Source organism: Mesorhizobium sp. WSM4807, assembly GCF_055811615.1.
Genome location: NZ_JBVVQY010000001.1, coordinates 361,238 through 377,308 on the forward strand (window position 1 = coordinate 361,238; position 16,071 = coordinate 377,308).

Annotated in this window: 15 protein-coding genes; 12 read left to right on the plus strand and 3 right to left on the minus strand. The window is 61.4% G+C overall.

The window, feature by feature from the left end; genetic code table 11:
• Complete coding sequence (locus AC0L3N_RS01685) at positions 1-1,695, minus strand: long-chain-fatty-acid--CoA ligase (protein ID WP_473545104.1); 1,695 nt, start codon at positions 1,693-1,695, stop codon at positions 1-3.
• Between AC0L3N_RS01685 and AC0L3N_RS01690 the strand changes: the two genes are divergently transcribed.
• The 6 genes from AC0L3N_RS01690 (at position 1,649) to AC0L3N_RS01715 (ending at position 7,586) form a co-directional block, all read left to right on the plus strand.
• Positions 1,649-2,119: a hypothetical protein gene (locus AC0L3N_RS01690; protein WP_473545106.1), complete on the plus strand. Its 471-nt coding sequence runs from the start codon at positions 1,649-1,651 to the stop codon at positions 2,117-2,119. The genes AC0L3N_RS01685 and AC0L3N_RS01690 overlap by 47 nt on opposite strands.
• A gap of 166 nt (positions 2,120-2,285) precedes the next feature.
• Entirely contained in the window at positions 2,286-3,878 is a 1,593-nt protein-coding gene (locus AC0L3N_RS01695) for an ABC transporter substrate-binding protein (RefSeq protein ID WP_473545108.1), read from the plus strand.
• A 58-nt stretch (positions 3,879-3,936) separates the two neighbouring features.
• Complete coding sequence (locus tag AC0L3N_RS01700; protein WP_192357740.1) at positions 3,937-4,944, plus strand: ABC transporter permease subunit; 1,008 nt, start codon at positions 3,937-3,939, stop codon at positions 4,942-4,944.
• 1 nt (position 4,945) lies between these two features.
• Positions 4,946-5,863, plus strand: a complete 918-nt coding sequence (locus AC0L3N_RS01705; RefSeq protein ID WP_473545110.1) for an ABC transporter permease subunit — start codon at positions 4,946-4,948, stop codon at positions 5,861-5,863.
• 2 nt (positions 5,864-5,865) lie between these two features.
• Positions 5,866-6,759 carry an ABC transporter ATP-binding protein gene (locus tag AC0L3N_RS01710; RefSeq protein WP_473545112.1) on the plus strand — a complete coding sequence of 298 codons (894 nt, stop codon included), beginning with the start codon at positions 5,866-5,868 and terminating at the stop codon, positions 6,757-6,759.
• Entirely contained in the window at positions 6,756-7,586 is an 831-nt protein-coding gene (locus AC0L3N_RS01715) for a dipeptide ABC transporter ATP-binding protein (RefSeq protein WP_473545114.1), read from the plus strand. Before AC0L3N_RS01710 ends, AC0L3N_RS01715 begins: the two co-directional genes overlap by 4 nt.
• A 72-nt stretch (positions 7,587-7,658) precedes the next feature.
• On the opposite strand, the gene AC0L3N_RS01720 is transcribed toward AC0L3N_RS01715, so the two are convergent.
• Both AC0L3N_RS01720 and AC0L3N_RS01725 read right to left on the minus strand, forming a co-directional pair.
• Positions 7,659-7,985 (minus strand): hypothetical protein, encoded by a 327-nt coding sequence (locus AC0L3N_RS01720; RefSeq protein WP_473545116.1) that lies wholly within the window; start codon positions 7,983-7,985, stop codon positions 7,659-7,661.
• A gap of 65 nt (positions 7,986-8,050) precedes the next feature.
• Complete coding sequence (locus AC0L3N_RS01725) at positions 8,051-8,476, minus strand: globin family protein (RefSeq protein WP_473545117.1); 426 nt, start codon at positions 8,474-8,476, stop codon at positions 8,051-8,053.
• A gap of 305 nt (positions 8,477-8,781) precedes the next feature.
• Between AC0L3N_RS01725 and AC0L3N_RS01730 the strand changes: the two genes are divergently transcribed.
• The 6 genes from AC0L3N_RS01730 (at position 8,782) to AC0L3N_RS01755 (ending at position 16,071) form a co-directional block, all read left to right on the plus strand.
• On the plus strand, positions 8,782-9,903 hold the full coding sequence (locus tag AC0L3N_RS01730) for a PQQ-dependent sugar dehydrogenase (protein ID WP_473545119.1): 1,122 nt from the start codon (positions 8,782-8,784) through the stop codon (positions 9,901-9,903).
• An 843-nt stretch (positions 9,904-10,746) separates the two neighbouring features.
• Positions 10,747-11,673 (plus strand): Flp pilus assembly protein CpaB, encoded by a 927-nt coding sequence (gene cpaB / locus AC0L3N_RS01735; RefSeq protein ID WP_292546704.1) that lies wholly within the window; start codon positions 10,747-10,749, stop codon positions 11,671-11,673.
• 61 nt (positions 11,674-11,734) lie between these two features.
• Positions 11,735-13,150: a type II and III secretion system protein family protein gene (locus AC0L3N_RS01740; protein WP_473545285.1), complete on the plus strand. Its 1,416-nt coding sequence runs from the start codon at positions 11,735-11,737 to the stop codon at positions 13,148-13,150.
• A gap of 2 nt (positions 13,151-13,152) precedes the next feature.
• Complete coding sequence (locus AC0L3N_RS01745; protein WP_473545122.1) at positions 13,153-13,416, plus strand: hypothetical protein; 264 nt, start codon at positions 13,153-13,155, stop codon at positions 13,414-13,416.
• A 28-nt stretch (positions 13,417-13,444) separates the two neighbouring features.
• On the plus strand, positions 13,445-14,656 hold the full coding sequence (locus AC0L3N_RS01750; RefSeq protein ID WP_473545124.1) for a CpaE/TadZ family protein: 1,212 nt from the start codon (positions 13,445-13,447) through the stop codon (positions 14,654-14,656).
• A complete protein-coding gene (locus AC0L3N_RS01755; RefSeq protein ID WP_473545126.1) occupies positions 14,653-16,071 on the plus strand; it encodes a CpaF family protein in 1,419 nt (472 codons plus the stop codon). Before AC0L3N_RS01750 ends, AC0L3N_RS01755 begins: the two co-directional genes overlap by 4 nt.

Consider the following 16,071-nt stretch of genomic DNA (forward strand, 5'->3'; position numbering starts at 1 on the left):
CTATCCCCGTAACGCCCGCCGCAGGATCTTGCCCACCGGCGTCTTCGGCAGTTCGGTCCGAAACTCGATGTATTTTGGCCGCTTGTAGCCGGTCAGGTTCTCGCGGCAATAGACAGTCAGCACCTCAGCGGTCAGCAACGGGTCCTTCTTGACGACGAACAGCTTCGGCACTTCGCCTGAATGCTCGTCCGGCACGCCGATCGCCGCCACTTCGAGCACGCCCGGATGCAGGGCCACGACTTCCTCGAGTTCGTTCGGATAGACGTTGAAGCCGGACACGAGGATCATGTCCTTCTTGCGGTCGACGACCTTGGTGTAGCCGCGCTCGTCCATGAAGCCCATGTCGCCCGACTTGAAGAAACCATCCTTGGTCATCACCTTGGCGGTCTCGTCCGGCCGGTTCCAATAACCGGCCATCACTTGCGGTCCGCGGATGCAGATCTCGCCGACTTCGCCGAGCGGCAAATCGTTGCCGTCGTCGTCGCGGATGGCGATCTCGGTCGAGGGCAGCGGCAGGCCGATCGTGCCGGTGAAGTTGCCATTGCTGAATGTGTTGGCGGTGGCCACCGGCGAAGTTTCCGAAAGCCCGTAACCCTCGGTGACCGGGCAGCCAGTCAACGCCTTCCAGCGTTCGGCGACACCCCTCTGCACCGCCATGCCGCCACCCAGCGTCAGGATCAGCGGCTTGAAGTCGAGCTTGCGGAAATCCTCATTGTTGAGCAGCGCGTTGAACAGCGTGTTGAGGCCCGGAAAGATGTGGATCGGGTATTTGCCGAGTTGTTTGACGAAGCCGGGAATGTCGCGCGGATTGGGAATGAGTATGTTCTGGCCACCCAACTGCATGCCCATCAGTGCGTTCACCGTCAGCGCGAAGATATGATAGAGCGGCAGCGCACAGATGAAGTTGAGATGCGCCGGCTTCGGCTTGACCGTGAAGGCGTCCTCGATCCAGAGCGCGTTCTGCGCCACGTTAGCCAGCACGTTGCTGTGCAGCAGCACCGCGCCCTTCGAGATGCCGGTGGTGCCGCCGGTATATTGCAGGAAGGCGACGTCGTCGGCAGCGACATGCACCGGCTTGAAATTCATGCCGGCGCCTGCCTTCAACGCGGCGTTGAACTTGACATGGCCCGGCAGCGACCAGGCCGGCACCATCTTCTTCACGCGGCGCACGACGAGATTGACGATCGTCCCTTTCAGGCCGCCAAGCATGTCGCCCATCGCCGCGACCACGATATGCTTGATCGCCGTCTTGGCGATCACCGCCTGCAAGGTGTTGGCGAAATTCTCGAGAATGACGATGGCTTGCGCGCCTGAATCCTTGAGCTGATGTTCCAACTCGCGCGGCGTGTAGAGCGGGTTGATGTTGACCACGATATAGCCGGCGCGCAGCACTGCCATCATCGCCACCGGATATTGCAGCACGTTCGGCATCATCAGCGCCACGCGTGCGCCCTTCTGCAGTCCCGTCGACTGCAGATAGGCGCCGAAGGCGGCCGATTGCCGCTCGACTTCCGCATAGGTGATGGTCTTGCCCATGCAGGTGAAGGCAGGCCGGCTGGCATACTGCTTGCAGGCGTCGGCGAGCAGATCGCCGATGGAGCCGAAGGGCATGGCGCCGATCTCGGCCGGAACGACCTTCGGATAGCTCTTGAGCCAAGGCTTTTCCGGCGATCCGGCGCCAACCGCTTTCGGCAATCTCGTGGCCGGGCCCGGCTTCGACGCCGATGAAGCCGTTGTCGGGGCCGCTTTCGGCTTGGCAACGGCCGTCGGCGCCTTTGGCTTGTCGGAGCTGGCCGGTTTTGCGGCAGTTTTAGCCTTCGCTTTCGCTGGAGCCGTCGTCCTTGGTGCTTTTGCCACCTGTCCCTCCCTCGGTTGTTCTTATTGTCTCTGCTTGCGCGCCGCGTTGCCTCCGAATGCCAGAGATGTTCTCGCTGCTGCCGGCATCCAGGAAATCCAGCCTGCCAACTATGTATTGCGACTATCGGCAGCCGTGCAAGTCTGCCCCTGCGGCAAGACGGGAAGAAAATCTTCCGCGGCAACGACCAGCCGAAGGTCGCAGTTCCTCACCAACGCCGGGTTGAATATCAATAAAAAAATGCAGTCGTTAACAATACCGTGAAAGGCAGTAATTGACATTTCCTTCTCCTTTTTGGCGAGCACGCAGAAATAAATTCTGCTTCCCGTGGGGTAGGCAAACGGGGTGTTCCAAAGCCGGAAAAACGGTGCTTATATGCGCGCTTCGCGAGCCTGATAGAGGGGCTTGGAAGAACATCAGGGAGTCCTCCATGAAAAAGAAACTGACTTTTGCGGCCGCGTTGCTTGCCGCAAGCGTCCTCGGCGGCATGGCCAGTGCGAAACAGCTGGTCTACTGCTCGGAGGCGTCGCCGGCCGGCTTCGACCCGTCGCCGTGGAGCGGTGGCAACGACTTCGACGCGTCGTCGCGCACCATCTATTCGCGCCTGGTCGAGTTCGAACACGGCAAGACCACCATCACGCCTGGCCTCGCCGAGAGCTGGACGGTTTCCGACGACGGTCTCGAATACACGTTCAAGCTTCGGCCGGGTGTGAAGTTCCAGACCACCGACTACTTCACGCCGACGCGCGATCTCAACGCCGACGACGTGATCTTCTCCTTCGAACGCCAGTGGAAGAAGGAAAACCCGTGGTTCGACTATCTGGCAGGCACCGGCTGGGAATATTTTGCCGGCATGGGCTTCCCGGATCTTCTCAAGGAAATCGTTAAGGTCGACGACCTGACGGTGAAATTCGTGCTGAACAAGCCTGAAGTCGCTTTCCTGCCAGACCTCGGCATGGATTTCGCTTCGATCGTCTCCAAGGAATATGCCGATCAGCTCGACAAGGCCGGCACCAGGCAGCAATTCACGCAGAAGCCGATCGGCACCGGTCCGTTCCAGTTCGTCGACTACCAGGTCGATGCGGTCATCCGCTATGCGGCATGGGACGGCTACTATGGCGGCCGCCAGAAGATCGACGATCTGATCTTCGCCATCACGACCGATCCGGCCGTGCGCGCGCAGAAGCTGAAGGCAGGCGAGTGCGATATCATGTCGTACCCGGCGCCGGCCGACATCGCCGGCCTGCAGGCTGACCCAAACCTCAAGGTCGACGAGCAGGAAGGCCTGAACATCGGCTACATGGCCTACAACACGACGCAACCGCCCTTCGACAAGGTCGAGGTCCGCAAGGCGCTCAACATGGCCGTCAACAAGCAGGCCATTCTCGATGCGGTCTATCAGGGCGCTGGCCAGGCGGCCATAAACCCGATCCCGCCGACGATGTGGTCCTACAACAAGGACATCAAGGACGATCCGTACGATCCCGACGCGGCCAAAAAGATGCTGGCCGACGCCGGCGTCACGGACCTGTCGATGAAGATCTGGGCAATGCCGGTCAGCCGCCCGTACAATCCGAACGCCAAAAGAGTCGCGGAACTGATCCAGGCCGACTATGCCAAGATCGGCGTGAAGGCCGAGATCGTCAGCTACGAATGGACCGAGTATCGCGAACGCGGCAAGCAGAAGGATCGTGACGGCGCCTTCCAGCTCGGCTGGACCGGCGACAATGGCGATCCGGACAACTTCCTGTTCCTGCTCGGCTGCGATGCCATTGGCCAGTCCAACTATGCGATCTGGTGCAACCAGGAGTTCGAAGCCTTGTTGCAGAAGGGCAAGGCGACCACTGATGTCGCTGAGCGCACCAAGATCTACGAGGAAGCTCAGGTCGTGTTCAAGCGTGAGGCCCCGTGGCTGACCATCGCCCATTCCAAGGTCTTCATGCCGATGAACAAGAAGGTTTCTGGCTTCGTCATGGACCCGCTCGGCATTCATCGGTTTGACGGCGTCGACGTCACCGAATAACCCCTGAGAGATTGGACGGCGGCGCTGGACTTCCGGCGCCGCCGTTCTATGAAGTAAGATGCTCCGCTATCTCCTCCACAAGCTCGCCTTGATCATCCCGACCGTGTTCGGCATATCGCTGGCGGCGTTCGCTTTCGTCCGGCTTCTGCCGGGCGACCCGATCCTGGCCCTGGCCGGCGAGCGCGGCGTCAGCCCCGAACGCTACGCGGAGCTTATCGAGCGGTTTGGCTACAACCGGCCTTATGTCGTCCAGTATCTCGAGTATATCGGCAGGGTCCTGACCGGCGACTTCGGCATATCGATCGCCACCAAGCGGCCTGTGCTCGGTGAATTCCAGGCGCTGTTTCCGGCCACGCTGGAACTGGCGACGATCGCGCTGATCATCGCCGTACTCATCGGCATTCCCGCCGGCATATTCGCCGCGGTCAAGCGCGGATCATGGTTTGACCAGGCGACGATGGGTGTGGCGCTGACCGGCTATTCGATGCCGATCTTCTGGTGGGGGCTGCTGCTCATCATTTTCTTCTCCGGCTATCTCGGCTGGACGCCGGTTTCCGGCCGCATCGGCCTTCAGTATTTCTTCAAGCCGACGACGGGGTTCATGCTGATCGACAGCCTGATCTCCGGCAAGAGCGGCGCGTTCAGGTCCGCCGCCAGTCATCTGGTCCTGCCGGCGATCGTGCTGGCGACGATTCCGCTTGCCGTCATAGCGCGCCAGACGCGGTCGGCGATGTTGGAGGTGCTGGGCGAGGACTACGTCCGCACCGCCCGCGCCAAGGGCCTGGCGCCGCGCCGTGTCATCGGGCTTCACGCTTTTCGCAATGCGCTGATCCCCGTCGTTACCACCATCGGCCTCCAGGTCGGCACGCTGATGGCGGGCGCCATCCTGACCGAGACCATCTTTTCCTGGCCCGGTATCGGCAAGTGGATGATCGACGCGATCGCCAAGCGCGACTATGTCGTCGTCCAGAGCGGCTTGCTGATCATCGCGCTGATCGTCATGGCGGTGAACCTGATCGTCGACGTGCTCTACGCCGTCATCAACCCACGTATCCGGGTGCAGTGAGATGACCGACCAAACCACGGCAGAAGCCACCGCCGCCTCCATTCCGCCCGGCGGCCGGCAACGCGCCTTCACCGAGTTCTGGCATTACTACTCGATGAACACCGGCGCCGTCATAGGCCTGGTCGTGTTCTCGGCCCTGGTGCTGGTGGCGATTTTCGCGCCACTGGTCGCGCCGCATTCGCCTGACGAACAGTTTCGCGATGCGCTGCTGACGCCGCCGGCCTGGCAGGAGGGCGGCAGATCGATTTTCCTGCTCGGCACCGATGCGGTCGGCCGCGACATGCTTTCGCGGCTGATTTTCGGGGCGCGGTTCTCGCTGTTCATCGGACTGGTCGTCGTGGTTTTCTCGCTGACCAGCGGCATTATCTTAGGCGTGCTCGCCGGCTATTTCCGCGGCTGGGTCGATACGCTGATCATGCGTATCATGGACGTCATCCTGGCCTTCCCGTCGCTGCTCCTTGCCCTGGTTCTGGTGGCGATCCTCGGACCCGGCCTGTTCAACGCCATGCTGGCGATTGCGCTGGTGCTGCAGCCGCATTTCGCGCGGCTCACACGCGCGGCGGTGATGGCCGAAAAGAACCGCGAATATGTGATCTCCGCCAAGGTGGCCGGTGCCAGTCATCTCAGGCTGATGGTGAAGACGATCTTGCCGAACTGCATGGCGCCGCTGATCGTGCAGGCGACGCTGTCCTTCTCCAACGCCATTCTCGAGGCCGCGGCTCTCGGCTTCCTTGGCGTCGGCGCGCAGCCGCCAACGCCGGAATGGGGCACGATGTTGGCCACGGCACGCGAGTTCATCCTGCGCGCGCCATGGGTGGTAACCTTCCCCGGCCTTGCCATCCTGATCACCGTGCTTGCGATCAACCTGATCGGCGATGGGCTGCGCGATGCCTTCGATCCCAAGCTGAAGAGGTCGTGACCATGCCTCTTCTCGAAATCAAGAACCTTACCGTGTCCTTCGATACCGCCGCCGGACCGTTCATGGCCGTGCAAGGCATCGACCTGTCGATCGAGCCGCGCGAAGTGCTGGCGATCGTTGGCGAATCCGGTTCCGGCAAATCGGTGGCGATGCTGGCGGTGATGGGGCTGTTGCCGAACACGGCGACGGTGAAGGCCGACCGCATGGCCTTCGACGGCATCGACCTGCTCGAGCTCAGTCCGTCCGAGCGCCGCAAGATCGTCGGCAAGGACATCTCGATGATCTTCCAGGAGCCGATCGCCAGTCTCAATCCGTGCTTCACCGCCGGCTTCCAGATCGAGGAGGTGCTGCGCTTCCATATGGGCATGGACCGCGCCCAGCGCCGTGCCCGCGCTATCGAACTGATGAAGCTGGTCGGCATCGCCGATCCGGAAGAGCGGCTGAACTCGTTCCCGCACCAGATGTCGGGCGGCCAGTGCCAGCGCGTCATGATCGCCATCGCCATTGCCTGCAATCCGAAGCTGCTGATCGCCGATGAGCCGACGACCGCGCTCGACGTCACCATCCAGAAGCAGATCCTCGATCTTTTGGTTGGCCTGCAGGCCAAATACGGCATGGGGCTGATCATGATCACCCACAATATGGGCGTCGTGGCCGAGACCGCCGACCGCGTCATCGTCCAGTACAAGGGCCGCAAGATGGAGGAGGCCGACGTGCTGTCGCTGTTCGAGCAGCCGAAGAGCAACTACACGCGCGCGCTGCTGTCGGCGCTGCCGGAAAACGCCGTCGGCGACCGGCTGCCGACCATTTCCGACATGCTGTTCGAACCGGCGCCGTCTGCTGCGGGAAGCGGGCCTGCAACAGGGGCCGCGCCTGCAACAGGAGCCGCGCCATGAGTATGACGGTTCTCGAAGGCAAGAACATCGTGCGCGACTACCATGTCGGCGGCGGTCTGTTTCGTCCCTCACGCACGGTGCACGCGGTCAAGGGCGTTTCCTTCAGCGTCGACAAGGGCAAGACGCTGGCCATCGTCGGCGAAAGCGGCTGCGGCAAGTCAACGCTCGCACGTATCATCACCCTGATCGATCCCGCGACAGCAGGCGAGCTCTTCATCGACGGCAACAAGGTCGACATCGCCAGGGATGGGCTGACGAAGGAGATGCGCCGCAAGGTGCAGATCGTCTTCCAGAACCCCTATGGTTCGCTCAATCCGCGCCAGAAGATCGGCGATGTGCTGGGTGAGCCGCTGCTCATCAACACCGACACGCCGGCCGACGAACGGCGCGATCTCGCCATGAAGATGCTGAAGAAGGTCGGCCTCGGGCCCGAGCACTACAACCGTTACCCGCACATGTTCTCAGGCGGCCAGCGCCAGCGCATCGCCATTGCCCGCGCACTGATGCTCAATCCGAGCCTGTTGGTGCTCGACGAGCCGGTTTCGGCGCTCGATCTGTCGGTGCAGGCGCAGGTGCTCAACCTGCTCGCCGACCTGCAGGACGAGTTCAAGCTGACCTATGTCTTCATCAGCCACGACCTGTCGGTGGTGCGCTACATCGCCGACGACGTGATGGTCATGTATTACGGCGAGGCCGTCGAATACGGCTCGCGCGACGCGGTCTTTGCCGACCCCAAGCACAGCTACACCAAGACGCTGTTTGCGGCGACGCCACGCGCCGACGTCGCCAGCATCAAGGCGAGGCTGGCGAAGAAGAAGGCCGCCTGACGGCACCGATAGCCATCCCAATGGCGGTGCCGATTCTCTCGTCGCGTTGCCGCAATTCAGTCGTGGAGACGTTTACTGGGTGGACTCCACCTTGGCGACAACGAGCTTGCCTTTGGCGCGCGAGATTTCGAGTGCCTGGCCGGGTCCTGCCAACGCGCCCGGGACCGAGATCACCATCGCCTGGCCCTCGGTGAGCGTCGCGACGAAGCGTACGGGAAAACTTTCTTCGCCCGCAGCCATCGTGGTGACCACCCGATAGCCGTCATCCGCCTCCGTGTAGTAGACGACGCCGTGAAAGGTGCCGAGATCGACGCTCCCACCCTGACGGGCCGTGAGTTCGCCGGCGGAAGCGGAACTTGCCACAGCGCAAAGCGCCGCAAGAGCTGTGTATCTGAGCATGGTGTTTCTCTCCATTTGGCATTGTCGTTCGGGTGGATGGTCGCCTGCGGCTGCATCCCAAAAAATCACGCTGCGAGCTGATCCTCGCGGGCAGCCGCGATCATCACACTCGCGAGCAACCCGTAGGCCGCCTCCCAAGCCTCGCGGACCGGCGGCGTAAAAGCCGTGCCGAGGCCGGCCGCCAGCGTCTCGATGAGCGCTTGCCCGACGATCGGGTAATGACGCTCCTCGACGCCGTAGGTCACGTGACGCTTGGCGAGCACGCGCACCGTCGGGAGGATGGTGTCGGCACGGTCCAGTCCGTGCACGACGAAGCCCAAGCTCGCCATCAGCTTGGCGCCTTGCTTGCTCATGTCTCTGACCGGAAACAGCGCGCGAAGGTCCGCGTCGATCGCGAATAGGCGTTCATAGAACAACGCCGCGGCGGCCACGCGGATCGGGACGATCTCGCGAAAACTGTCCTGGACAAGTCTGATCTGGTCGGGTGTCATCGGCGACGCTCCTGCGTTCCTGGCTTGGGGGTGAACCATCGCCCCAAAGCGTTTCGCGTACATGTCGCCTGCGCGTAGATGTGTTTCAGTTGTGTCTCAATTAGTTTTCAAGTCGCGCTCATTTGTCTTCTTTTCTGTAGAGGCGCGCTGAGGGTGTCACATGCGCCGGGCTCGTCCCGTCGGCAAGGACACGGTCATGGCTAAAATCCAGGCGAACGCGCCAGCTTGGAACCGCATCGGCAGTCGGTCATTATATCGGGGAGCCGGCGGCTCCTCCCCTATACCCCCGTTCGGATGGAGAAATCATGCTGCGGATATTCATTGCCTCGTCTTTTCTTCTTGCCCTCGGTGCGCCCTCGCTCGCGCAGGACAGCAGCATACAGAGCGAAACTGGTCGCATCGCGGTCGAGACCTTTGCCGAAGGGCTCGAGCATCCCTGGGGCGCGACCTACCTGCCCGACGGCACGTTGCTGGTCACCGAGCGTCCGGGGCGCCTGCGGCTCGTCTCGAGCGACGGGGCCGTTTCCGATCCGATCGACGGTGTGCCGGACGTCCTCGCCGGCGGACAAGGCGGCCTGCTGGATGTGGCGCTCGATCCGGACTTTGCCAACAACCGGACGGTTTATCTCTCCTACTCGGAGGAACGCGGCGGCGGCGCGGCCACGTCCGTCGGCCGTGGACGCCTGGACGAGAACGGCAGCGCGCTCTCGAACTTCGAAGTGATCTTCCGGCAGGAACCGGCCGTCTCCGGCCGGAACCACTATGGCTCCCGCCTGGTATTCGCGCCGGACGGCAAGCTCTTCGTCACGCTCGGCGAGCGCTTCAAGATGCGGCAGGCACAGGACCCGAACAATCATCTCGGGACGATCGTCCGCATCAATCCCGATGGTTCTGTGCCTGATGACAATCCTTTCGTCGGCAAGGACGGCGCCGACGAGATCTGGTCCTACGGCCATCGCAATGTGCAAAGTGCAGCGCTCCATCCCGAAACCGGCGTGCTCTGGACGGCGGAAATGGGACCGCTCGGCGGCGACGAGCTGAACATTCCGGAAGCAGGCAGGAATTACGGCTGGCCCGTGGTCAGCTGGGGCCGCCACTATTCGGGCAAACGCATCCCCGATCCGTCGACGAGGCCGGAGTTTGCCGGCTCCGTCCATAGCTGGACGCCCGTCATCTCGCCTTCCGGCATGACCTTCTACACCGGCGACATGTTTGCCGGTTGGCGAGGCGACCTGCTGATTGGCGGACTGTCGGCGGAAGGCATCGTTCGTGTCAGGATTGACGGAAAGCAGGTCGCCGGCGAGGAAGTCCTCGCTCTCGGCAGGCGTATCCGAGACGTGGTGCAGGCTCCCGACGACGCGGTAATGGCGTTGACCGATGAGCCGGCCGGAAGAATATTGCGACTGTCACCGGCAGCGTCGCAGTGACCCCATGCCGCGCGACAGATGTGATTTTCTGAAACGTTAGGGCTGATCGGGCTGTGACATCCAAAGTCTTGGAGGCCGGCTCTATCTAAATGATCGAGTTAAGGACGGTCGTCGCGGAATACTTCAGACACGACGTGGGCAACTTTCGTAGAGCAGCGCCAAATTAAAAGCAAAATCATTACCATCGAAAGCACGGAAACAGAGAATAGCGAAAAGAATCCTAGTACAGCTAGAAAAGGGTCCGATGCTATCGTCAATCTTGTCTCGTCCGAAAACAATTTTGAATTCGATATTTCCGTTCTAGTAGAATCCATGTTGAAAAATAAGATGACGATCGCGCACGCAAATACAATTGAGAAGATGGCGACGGAAAGAGTGCGCTCTAATTTATCGCCGTCAGCCTGCACGCCGAGATAAAAGCCAGAAAGTCCTGCCACCGGCCGTGATGTAGACGCCAGTGCCGGCGCGCTAGGTCTTGACGAGGCCGATCACCGGAACGGGGACCCGGGCGCTCACGGTAGCGACGCCATCGCAGATTCGATGGCGAAGCATTTCACAGAAGCCTGATGAACTCGTTCCTGAAAACTGTCGATTGCTTCTGGCCGCATTGACCGTGTGGGTAACCAACAACGTGACGGCGTGCCGGAAACGTCGAAGCCAAGTGAATTTCGACCCAAAAGTAAATGGCGCTCACTCAAATTGCGGAAAAAGGTCCAAGGGTTCGGTAACCAGACGCAACGATAGCTCCAATTCGAATAAGCGAAGTTTCTAATTGTTCAGAATCGCCCGGTAGCGTCCGGCCAAAGACAAAAGACAAGAAGGCTTCATTTTGGGGGATCGGGTGTGAAGGGCAAAGCCATTACAATGATCGGCATTGCCGCGGTGTTCGGCGCGGCCTCGATCTTTGCCGCCGATCTCTGGATTAAGAGCGAAGCAAACGCTCGTGCCGGAGGGATTTCGCTCGCAGTTCCGACACCCGCGCCGCCGGCGATGCAGTTTCAGACGATCGTCGTCGCCAGGGCGCCGCTGCGCTTCGGCATGGCGCTAGAGCGGACGCAACTGGCGGAAATTCCGTGGCCGCAGGATTCGCTTCCGCAGGGCGCCTTCACGACGATCAACGAAGCTTTGGCCGAGGGAAGTCGTGTCGTGCTTTCACCCCTAGAGATCAACGAGCCGCTTTTGCTTGCAAAACTGTCGGGTCCCAATGGGCGCGCGACGCTGTCGAACCTGCTTTCGCCCGGCATGCGGGCGGTGACAATCCGCACCGACGAAATAGCCGGCGTCGGCGGCTTCGTTATGCCCGGCGACCATGTCGACGTGGTGCTGACGCGCGACGCCGGCGCCATCACCGAAGTCGCGAAAAATGCCGAAGGCGCGGCCGGTTCGACGCTGACCAGCGAGATCGTGGTCGAGAGCGCCAAGGTGCTGACCGTCGGCCAGGGCGCCGACGAGCGGCAGACCAGTCCGCAGATCGCTAATTCTGTGACCATCGAGGTCAATGCCGAGGGCGCGCAGAAGGTGGCGCTGGCCCGCACGGTGGGCACGCTGTCGCTGTCGCTGCGCGCCTCAAGCGAAGGCGGTGGTTCGACAGACGGTTTGACGACCATCTCTTCATTCGGCGGCTCGGTGGCGGCCGGCGGGTCGGATGCTGCGGGCGCAATCATCGAGGCGATCGCCGCAGAGGGGCCGGAAGCGCAAAAATTCAAGACCGTGATCGTGACGCGCGGCACCAACCCGCAATCCTATCAGGTTGTTGCGCCGGACAAGTGACACGACACCGGCAGGGGTGCCGGATTTTTGGGGACAGGCAATGTTTGGGTGGATGGGCAATTTGTGTCGGAGCCGCGCGCATGCTGCCGGAATAGCATTGCTGGCGATCTCGGTTGCGGCGGGACACTTTCTGGTTGGCGTTGGAAACGCTGAGGCCGGCAACGGCGTGGTTTACATTACCTCGACCAAAAACATGTCGATCAAGCTCGCCAGGGGAAAGCCCAGAACGATCAAGACCGATCTGCCGTTCCACGAGATCGTCATCGGCGATCCAGAGATCGCCAACGTCAAGCCGCTGACGGACCGCTCCTTCTACCTGCTCGGCAGTAATCTCGGCACCACGGGCATCGCTCTCTTCGACGAAAACAAGAAACTGGTCGGTACGATGGACATCGAGGTGACGCTCGACACCGACCGTTTGGCCAGCACCATCCGCGACAGCGTGCCGGGCGCCAACATAAAGGTTAGCTCGGCGAATGGCCGGCTTGTTCTGTCTGGCTCAGCCGAAGATGCGTTGGCGGTTGATAAGGCGACTCGGATCGCCACCAATTTTTCGGGCGAAGAAACGGTCATCAACTCGGTCAATATCTCCTCGTCGCAGCAGGTTCAGCTGAATGTGCGCTTCGTCGAAATCAACCGGCAAGTGGGACAGGAACTCGGCACCAAAATCGGCGTGACATACATCGGCAGCAATGGCCGCGTCTCATTCAACTCCACTCCTTCGGTTTCTAAGGCGGCTCCCGCGGCACAGCTCATCGGCGGCCTTCTCTCCAACGGCGTGTCAATCGATGTCGCCATCAAGGCTCTGGAAGACCGCGGTGTCGCGCGACGTCTTGCCGAACCGAACCTGATTGCGCGCTCGGGTGAAAAAGCGAGTTTCCTGGCGGGCGGCGAGTTTCCGATCCCAGTCTCGGAAGAGGTCGGCAAGATCACAGTCGAATACAAAAAGTTCGGCGTCAGTCTGGACTTCACACCGACCGTGCTCAGCGACGGCCTGATCGCTCTCGACATCGAGCCGGAGGTCTCCTCGATCGATAGATCGGCTTCCTACAATATCGGCAATATCTCCATCCCGGGTTTCGTGGTGCGGCGCGCGCACACGTCGATCGATCTGAAAAGCGGTCAGAGTTTCATGATGGCGGGCTTGCTGCAAAGCGAGAACGACATGGTTCAGCAGCGCGTCCCAGGTCTGGGCAAGTTGCCGGTGCTCGGCCCGCTGTTCAGTTCCAGAGCGTATCAGCGGCGCGAAACGGACCTGGTCATCATCGTCACGCCGTACCTCGTTAAGCCGATGGACCCATCGAAGAAGCCGCTGACGCCGGCTGACGGCACCTTGCCGGCAAGCAATGTCGATTATTTTCTGGGCAATGTGGAGGAGGTGAAAACCGCCGACGCTGCCCACAATGGCCGGACCGCAACCGACGCTGCCGCTCCAGCCACAAAAGTCGGCCACTTCCTCGATCTCCCAAAGGAATAAGCATGCGAACGCTTTCAAGGATCGGCGCCGTCGCAATGCTTGCCTCTGCCAGCGGTTGTGCCACCGAGGAGACGATGCGTCTCGACGGGCTGACCCAAGGCGCCGGCAATGCGATGGCGGCCAACACCGTGATGCAGATGGTCGATCCGTGGCCTGAGGGCGTCGAACGCACCCGGCTTCGGGTGCCAGCAAACCGCGGCACCCAGCCAAGCGCGGCCCCGAAAGGGGTCGAGGAAAAAGCATCGCAACCCACGGCCGGTTACTGATCAGGCACCAAACGCGCGGGCGAGAAGAATGGCAAATCCCGGAAAAACCAAGCGGATCGTGCTTGTTTCCACCGACAAGAGCTTTGTGCAGAAAACAAGGACGGCGTTCGCCTCGTCGGAGGCGGTTGCGCTTGTTACGGTCGAGAAGAACGTCACCGAGTTACGCGGCGAAATCCAGGAGGCTGATTGCAGCGCGGTGATCGTCGACATGGATGCGGCCAAGCTCAACGAGATCGAGGCGCTGCAGCGCATTACGCGGCGGCTCGAAAGGCGCGCTGCAATCATCGTTGTGACTCAGGAATTCAATGCGTCCGCCGCGCGCATCCTGGTTCAGCTTCAGGTCGCCGATTTTCTGGTCAAGCCGCTGACCACCGCCGATCTTGTTCGCTCCTGCGTTCGCGCGCTTGAGGGACCGGGGCGCGAAGAGAACACCGAGTCGCAAATCTACACGTTCATGCCCGCCGCCGGGGGGGTCGGCACCACCACGCTGACGCTGCAAACCGCGTTCCAGCTCCACCATTCGGCAACGCGCGGATCGTCGACCTGCGTAGTCGATCTCAATTTCCAGCAAGGCTCATGCGCCGAATATCTCGACCTCGAGCCACGTTTCGACATCAACGAAATCGAGAATCAGCCGGAACGCCTTGACCGCCAGCTTCTTGACGTGATGCTCTCGAAACATGCGAGCGGTCTCTGCGTGCTGGCTGCGCCTGCGCGGCCAGCGGAGATGCGCACGTTCAACGCCGACGTGGTTGTCCGCATGCTGGACCTCGTCTCCGCCTATTTCGACAATGTCGTCATCGACATGCCGCGCACGTGGTTTCCCTGGACGGAGACCGTGCTGCTGGGCTCGAACAAGCTCTACATCGTCGCCGAAATGACCGTGCCGTGCCTGCGCTATACGCAGCGGCTGATCCAGGCCGTTTATGAGACGGTGGGCAAGGAGGTGAAGCCAAACGTCATCGTCAACCGCTTCGAACAACGCCTGTTCGAAAGCGGCATCAAGCGGGCCGACGTCCAGGCATTCCTCGGCGAGCATTTCGTCGGCGGCATCTCGAACAATTACAAGCTGGTGCGCGAGGCCGTCGATCGCGGCGTTCCGCTGCACGAGATCGACCCCAACGCCAATGTCGTCAACGATCTCAGGCGAATAGTCCTGCCTGATGAGGTCGTGGCGGAAACGCGGAAAAAGCGTTCACTGTTCGGGCTCGGCAAAAGTCTTTTGAGGAGAGCCGGGTGATCAGCCGATTTTCGACGCTCCAGAAACGCGATGCCACGCCGGAAATCCGGCAGGAGCAGGCGCCAGTCCAGCATCGGCCGGTCGTCATCCCGACGACACGCAAGCCGGCCCCGCCGAAACCCGAGGTGGGGCAGGCAAAGCCCACGAAGGTCCTCGACGCCAGAATGCGCATTCACCGCATGCTGATCGAAGAGATCAACCTCGTAGCGCTCGAGCGCCTGCCGCGCGACGAGATGCGGCGGCAAGTGCATGATTTCGTCTCCGAGAAGGCGCGCGGCGAACGGCTTGCGGTCAATGTCGCCGAACTCGACGCGCTGGTGGATGACATTGTCGACGAAATGGTCGGCCTCGGCCCGCTCGAGCCGTTGCTGAAAGACCCAGCCATCAACGACATCCTGATCAACGGCCATCGCAGTTGCTTCGTCGAGCGGCATGGCAAGCTCGAGCAGGTGCATATTCCGTTCAAGGACGAAGCTCACCTGATACGCATCATCAACAAGATCGTTGCGGCCGTCGGCCGCCGCGTCGATGAATCCCAGCCGATGGTCGACGCGCGCATGCTCGACGGCTCACGCTTCAATGCCGCCATCCGACCGGTCGGTGTCGACGGGCCGCTGGTATCCATCCGCAAATTCTCCAAGAATAAGCTCGGTCTGCATAAGCTCGTTGAATTCGGTGCGGTCACGCAGAACATGGCCGAGGTCCTTGCCGCCGCAGTCCATGCCCGCAAGACGACGATTATTTCCGGCGGCACCGGCACCGGCAAGACGACGATGCTGAACGCGCTGTCGGCCTTCATCCCCGAAGACGAGCGCCTGATCACCATCGAAGACGCGGCCGAACTGCAATTGCAGCAGCCGCATGTGGCGCGCATGGAGACGAGGCCGGCCAATATCGAAGGTCACGGCGAACTCAAGCAGCGCGATCTGGTCAAAAACGCGCTGCGCATGCGGCCGGACCGCGTCATCCTCGGCGAGTGCCGCGGCGAGGAAGCCTTCGACATGCTTCAGGCGATGAACACCGGCCACGAAGGCTCGATGGCGACCATTCATGCCAACACGCCGCGCGACGCGATTTCCCGTCTCGAACAGATGCTCGGCATGACCGGAATGCCGATGACCGTGCAGTCGATCCGCAGCCAGATCGCAAGCGCGCTCGATATCGTCGTGCAGCTTACCCGGCTTTCCGACGGCAAGCGCAAGGTCACGAGCGTCGCCGAAGTGACCGGGATGGAAGGCGACGTGATCCAGATGCAGGAGATATTTCGCTTCGTGCGCACCGGCATGGAAGCGGACGGGACGATCCTTGGCCACTTCGAGGCGACGGGCCTGCGCCCGCGCTTCCTCGAAGACCTGAAGGCGATAGGCATCGAATTTCCTGGGCGATATTTCGAGCCTGGCAGACAGCAGGAATAA

Coding starts and splice junctions, on each gene's coding strand:
- AC0L3N_RS01700 (WP_192357740.1), top strand. CDS start 3,937: ATGCTCCGCTATCTCCTCCACAAGCTCGCCTTGATCATCCCGACCGTG.
- AC0L3N_RS01695 (WP_473545108.1), top strand. CDS start 2,286: ATGAAAAAGAAACTGACTTTTGCGGCCGCGTTGCTTGCCGCAAGCGTC.
- AC0L3N_RS01715 (WP_473545114.1), top strand. CDS start 6,756: ATGAGTATGACGGTTCTCGAAGGCAAGAACATCGTGCGCGACTACCAT.
- AC0L3N_RS01745 (WP_473545122.1), top strand. CDS start 13,153: ATGCGAACGCTTTCAAGGATCGGCGCCGTCGCAATGCTTGCCTCTGCC.
- AC0L3N_RS01720 (WP_473545116.1), bottom strand. CDS start 7,985: ATGCTCAGATACACAGCTCTTGCGGCGCTTTGCGCTGTGGCAAGTTCC.
- AC0L3N_RS01725 (WP_473545117.1), bottom strand. CDS start 8,476: ATGACACCCGACCAGATCAGACTTGTCCAGGACAGTTTTCGCGAGATC.
- AC0L3N_RS01730 (WP_473545119.1), top strand. CDS start 8,782: ATGCTGCGGATATTCATTGCCTCGTCTTTTCTTCTTGCCCTCGGTGCG.
- AC0L3N_RS01750 (WP_473545124.1), top strand. CDS start 13,445: ATGGCAAATCCCGGAAAAACCAAGCGGATCGTGCTTGTTTCCACCGAC.
- AC0L3N_RS01705 (WP_473545110.1), top strand. CDS start 4,946: ATGACCGACCAAACCACGGCAGAAGCCACCGCCGCCTCCATTCCGCCC.
- AC0L3N_RS01710 (WP_473545112.1), top strand. CDS start 5,866: ATGCCTCTTCTCGAAATCAAGAACCTTACCGTGTCCTTCGATACCGCC.